Below are 5,114 nucleotides of genomic sequence, written 5' to 3'. Positions count from 1 at the left end.
CGGCCGCGGCCGCCGCGACGGCCGCGGCGACCTCGGCGGGGCTGCTCTCCGCGGGTCCGTCGACGTGCTCGCCGGTCCGGGGCTGGTATGACGCTGACCGGGCAATCGCCGTCATGCCGGCGCCCCGGCCGGCTGCGCCACGTCGGCGTGCGCCCGGATCGCGTCGTAGAGCACCTGCAGCGCGTCGGTGAGCAGGTCCTCCTCGATCACCAGCGGCGGCAGCAGTCGGATGACGTTGCCGAACGTGCCGCACACCAGCACCAGCACGCCCTGCTCGTGGCAGGCCTTCGCGACCGCCGCGGCGACCTCGGGGGCCGGCTCCAAGCGGCCGGGCTGCACGAATTCGATCGCGAGCATCGCACCCCGCCCGCGCAACTCGGCGATACCACGGTCCGGGTCAACGAGCGGCGCGAGCGTGGCCCGGACCTGCTGCTCGATCGCCCGGGCGCGGCCCGGAAGGTCCTCGCGCTCCATGACCTCGAAGACGCCGAGGGCCGCCTCGCAGGCGAGCGGGTTGCCGGCGTATGTGCCGCCCAGGCCCCCGGCGCCCACCGCGGCCATGATCTCGGCCCGTCCGGTCACCGCCGACAGCGGCATCCCGCCGGCCAGCGCCTTGGCGGTGCAGACGATGTCCGGCACGAACCCGTCGTGCTCGGAGGCGAACAGCGTCCCGGTCCGGCCCAACCCGGCTTGCACCTCGTCGCCGACCACGATGATCCCGTGCGCCCGCGCCAGGTCCGCGAGCCGTGGCAGGAACCCGGCCGGCGGGACAATGAAGCCGCCCTCACCCTGGATCGGCTCGATCACGACGCACGCGATCTCGTCGGCGCCAACCTCCGCGACCAGATCCTCGAAGGCCTGCAGCGCCTCGTCGACCACTCGCTCCGGAGCGGGCGCGCCCGGCCAGCGCAGCGGCTCGGGGAACGGGGCGCGGTGCACCTGCTCAGTTGGCAGGGGGCCGAAGCCGGTCTTATATGGCTTGTCCTTCGCGGTCATCGCCAGGGTGAACAGGGTCCGGCCGTGGTAGGCGTTGCTGAACACGATCACTCCCGGGCGTCCCGTCGCGGCCCGGGCGATTTTCACCGCGTTCTCGACCGCCTCTGCGCCCGTCGAGAACAGCGCAGTCGTCTTGGTGAAGTCACCGGGTGTGTGCGCGTTGAGCCACTCCGCGACCCGCACGTACGCCTCGTACTGGGTCACCAGGAAGCACGTGTGGGTGAACCGCTCGGCCTGCTCCGTCACCCGGCGCACCACCTCCGGGTGGCTCGCCCCGACGCTCGTCACTGCGATCCCCGAGGCGAGGTCGACGATCCGGTTGCCGTCGACGTCGACGATGATGCCCCCGGCCATCCGGTCCACGAAGACCGGCAGCGTCCTGCCGAGCCCGTCCGGCAGCGCGGCGTCTCGCTGCTCCTGCAGCGCCCGGGACTTCGGCCCGGGGATCGAGGTCTGCAGGTGGCGGGTCTGGGGCACGGCGGCGCCGCTCGTGGTGTCGCTGGTCATGAGGTCACTCCTTCGTCGGGTGGCGACACGCTAAGCGGTGAGCGGCCTCCTCGTCCTCGGATGATTCGTCCCAGTTCTGGGTCACCGTGGATGATGTGTCCATGCCCACCCTGGCTGAGCTGAGTGACGTGCTCGGGGACGACCTGGCCCTCGTCGGCGCCGCGCCACCGGCGGACGCGCCGCTCACCGGCGTGCACGTGAGCGAGCTGCGGGACCCCCGCCCGTACTTGTCCGGCGGTGAGCTGCTCCTCACCACGGGGATGAGCCTGACGATGCAGACCGCGCCACTTCAGGCCTACGCGACGATGCTCGTCGGCCACGGCATCGCCGGGCTGGCCCTTGGTCTCGGACCCGTTCTCTTGGAGGTGCCGGAGGTGCTGGTCCGTGTCTGCGACGAGGCCGGCCTGCCACTCTACGTGGTGCCGGAACCGACACCGTTCCAGCTCGTCGCCCGCCGCTACTGGGAGCTGCTCGCCGCCGAGGGGCGTGCCGACCTGGACGTCGCGCTCGGCGCACAGCGTGACCTGGTGCGAGCGGCCAGCGACCGCAACCCGGTCACCGCCGTCGTGCGTGTCCTGGCCTCAGCGTTGGATGGCTGGGCCGCGCACCTGGACCCGGACGGCGCCGTCGCCGCGGTGTGGCCGCGCACCAGCCGGTCGAGCGCCACCCAGGTCAGCGCCGAGGTGCGGCGCCTGCGAGCCGTCGGCCCACATGCCTCCGCGACGTTCCCCTTCGGCGAGATGGACGTCGCCGTGCAGCCGCTCTCCCGCGCCGGGCGCCTGCGCGGGTTCCTGGCGACCGCCGAGAGAAGGCCCGGTACCGCCCGCAACCGGCAGTTGCTCGTCACCGCGACCTCGCTGCTCGCCCTGGCCGTGGAGCTGCGCCACGCCGGGGTCCTGCGCCGCCGGGCCGAGCGGGAAGCAGTTGCCGCGCTGCTCTTGACTGGTCGCGTCGCCGCCGCCCGCGAGCTGGCGGCGGCCCTGTCGCTCGACCCTCCACCGAGCTCGGCCCGGCTCGTCCTCACCGGGCCGATCGGGCGGGATGCCGCCGATGAGCTCCTCGATGAGTGCGAGCGTCACCATCTCGACGTGTGGGGGCACTGGACCGCTGATCAGCTTCGGCTCCTCGCGGCCCCTGATGTCATACCGCACCTGCCCACGCGGCGAACCGGCAGCGAAGCCTCGATCGCCTCGCCGACCGTGTCGCTAAGCGCCGCGATGGGACCGGCCTTGGCGACCACCCTTCGGGGCGCCGAGCGCATCCTCGCCGGACTCGAGGTCGGCGCTCACCTTGACCTGCAGGCCAGCCAGTCCCCGCTCGACCAGGGCCGCCGCGGCTGGCTCGCGCTGCAGGCCCTGGGCCGTCCAGAACTCGAGGCCGCCGCCGCGGCGTACTTACGCCACCACGGCAGCTGGGAACGCGCGGCGAAGGAGCTGGACTGCCACCGCAACACCCTCCGACACCGCATCGCGACGATCCACCAGCAGAGTGGGCTCGACCTGGATGACCCAACCAGCGCGGCCGGTCTCTGGCTTGCTCGCTTGGAACTGTGCGGATCCGAGTGAGGGACTGCGGCTACTTTGTCGGCCGTTGAGGACTGAATCTGGCGCCAGTGCTTGACACCGCGCCACCCTCCCCGGATGCTGTCGCAATACAACCGTTTCCCCACACTAAACTCTTGGGAGATGACAATGAAGTCCCGCTCACTCGCTTTCGTGGGAACCCTCGCCGCTCTGGCGCTCGCATCCGGATGCGCCGCTCCCGCCGAGACGGCGCCCGCCGGGTCCGGCGGGTCCGGCGCTCCAAGCGCGCAGGTCACGGCTGTCGCCAAAGATGACGCCATCGCGGCCATGCTTCCCGCCGACATCAAGAGCGCGGGGAAGGTCCGCGTCGCCTCCGGGGTCAGCTTCCCCCCGATGGAGTTCTTCGGGCCGGACAACAAGACGGTCCTCGGCTTCGACGCCGACCTCGGTGCGGCGCTAGGCCAGGTCCTCGGCGTGACGTTCGAGTTCCAGAACACCAACTTCGACGGCATCATCGGTGGCCTCGACGCCGGCCGCTACGATCTCGGCCTGACCAGCATGAACGACAAGAAGTCGCGTCACGACCGCGTCGACTTCATCGACTACCTCAACTCGGGGACCACGGCCATGGTCAAGAAGGGCAATCCCAAGGGCGTCAAGGAGCGGCTCGACCTCTGCGGTCTCAACGTCGCCGTCGAGAAGAGCACCGCCGGCGACTTCACCATCGACGCCGTCAACAAGGAGTGTCCGGGAGCGGGCAAGCCGGCCGCGACCAAGCTGCCGTTCCCTGACCAGGCGAGCGCCGTGCAGGCCCTGCAGTCCGGCCGTGCCGACGCCGTGGTCACCCTCGACCTCTCCCTCGCCTACGACGTGAAGCAGAACCCGAACGCCTTCGAGCTCGCGCTCAAGCCGTTTGACGCCATGCCGGTCGGGATTCCCGTGCCGAAGAAGAGCACGGAGCTTCGGGATGCCGTCCAGGCCGCGCTGAAGAAGCTGCAGGAGACGGGGGTTTACGACCAGCTCCTGGCGAAGTGGAGCCTGCAGGACCAGGCCCTCCCGGGGGCACCGCTCAACCAAGGTAAGTGACCCAGATGGCAGCAGATGCTGCGGCCGGCCGGGCCGGCGTCCACGCGGACGAGCCGATCGTCAGGCTGCGACACCCGGGGCGATGGGTGGCCGCGGCGGTCCTGACGGTGCTCCTCGCCATGTTCGTCAACTTCGTCGCGACGACCGAGCAGCTGCGCCTCGACCTCGTGGTGGGCTACCTGTTCGAACGGTCCATCATGATCGGCCTGCTCGTGACGATCCAGGTCACCGTCCTCGCCATGTTGGTCGGCGTAGCGCTCGGCACAGTCCTGGCCATCATGCGGCTCTCGGACAACCCGCTGCTCCGCGGCGTCGCGGGCACGTACGTCTGGCTGTTCCGCGGCACCCCGATCCTCGTTCAGTTACTCGTCTGGTTCTTCCTCGGCACGGTGCTGCCCAACCTCAGCCTCGGTGTCCCCTTCGGTCCGGAGTTGCTCAGCGTCTCGACCAACACCGTCATCACCCAGTTCGTCGCGGCGATCCTCGGACTCGGTCTCAACGAGGCCGCCTACATGGCCGAGATCGTCCGGGCCGGGATCGGCTCGGTCGATCACGGACAGACCGAAGCGGCGCAAGCCCTGAGCATGAGCCCCGCGCTGACCTACCGACGGATCGTTCTGCCACAGGCGGCCCGCGTGATCGTGCCACCCACGGCCAACGAGGTCATCTCCATGCTCAAGCTCACCTCGTTGTGCCTCGTGATCGGCCTGCCCGAGCTGCTCACGACAGCACAGCTGATCTATGGACGGAACTTCCAACAGATCCCCCTGCTCATCGTCGCGAGCGTCTGGTACATCGTCCTGACCACGCTGCTGACCTTCGTGCAGAACCGTATCGAGCGCCGGACGTCTCGAGGCGTGCTCGGCGCCTCCCACCGGCGATCTCGCTTCGCGATCGGAGGCCGCTGATGGGTAGCCAGAGCCCGCTCCACGTTGTTCCCGCCGCTTCGACGACCGTCCCCATGGTCGAGGCCCGGGGGGTGCGCAAGTCCTTCGGCGACCT

Annotated in this window: 4 protein-coding genes; 3 read left to right on the top strand and 1 reads right to left on the bottom strand. The window is 70.2% G+C overall.

Annotated features, from left to right (window positions below):
* Positions 1–111: 111 nt before the first annotated feature.
* The gene (gene gabT, locus N864_RS19065; RefSeq protein WP_034720952.1) at positions 112–1,503 is read right to left on the bottom strand and encodes a 4-aminobutyrate--2-oxoglutarate transaminase; all 1,392 of its coding nucleotides are present in this window, start codon (positions 1,501–1,503) and stop codon (positions 112–114) included.
* 101 nt (positions 1,504–1,604) lie between these two features.
* Here gabT and N864_RS19060 point away from each other — a divergent pair, with 101 nt between their 5' ends.
* The 3 genes from N864_RS19060 to N864_RS19050 all read left to right on the top strand — a co-directional run bounded on the left by N864_RS19060 (position 1,605) and on the right by N864_RS19050 (position 5,020).
* Positions 1,605–3,068: a PucR family transcriptional regulator gene (locus tag N864_RS19060; RefSeq protein WP_034720950.1), complete on the top strand. Its 1,464-nt coding sequence runs from the start codon at positions 1,605–1,607 to the stop codon at positions 3,066–3,068.
* Positions 3,069–3,194: 126 nt separating this feature from the next.
* Positions 3,195–4,112, top strand: coding sequence for an ABC transporter substrate-binding protein (locus tag N864_RS19055; protein WP_034720948.1), 918 nt, complete (start codon positions 3,195–3,197; stop codon positions 4,110–4,112).
* Between the two features lie 5 nt (positions 4,113–4,117).
* A complete protein-coding gene (locus N864_RS19050; protein ID WP_051518810.1) occupies positions 4,118–5,020 on the top strand; it encodes an amino acid ABC transporter permease in 903 nt (300 codons plus the stop codon).
* Positions 5,021–5,114 lie beyond the last annotated feature (94 nt).

It is taken from the genome of Intrasporangium chromatireducens Q5-1 (assembly GCF_000576575.1).
Taxonomy (GTDB): Bacteria; Actinomycetota; Actinomycetes; order Actinomycetales; family Dermatophilaceae; genus Intrasporangium_A; species Intrasporangium_A chromatireducens.
The sequence above is the reverse complement of the archived record's forward strand: the minus strand, read 5'-3'. Positions and strand labels throughout refer to the sequence as shown.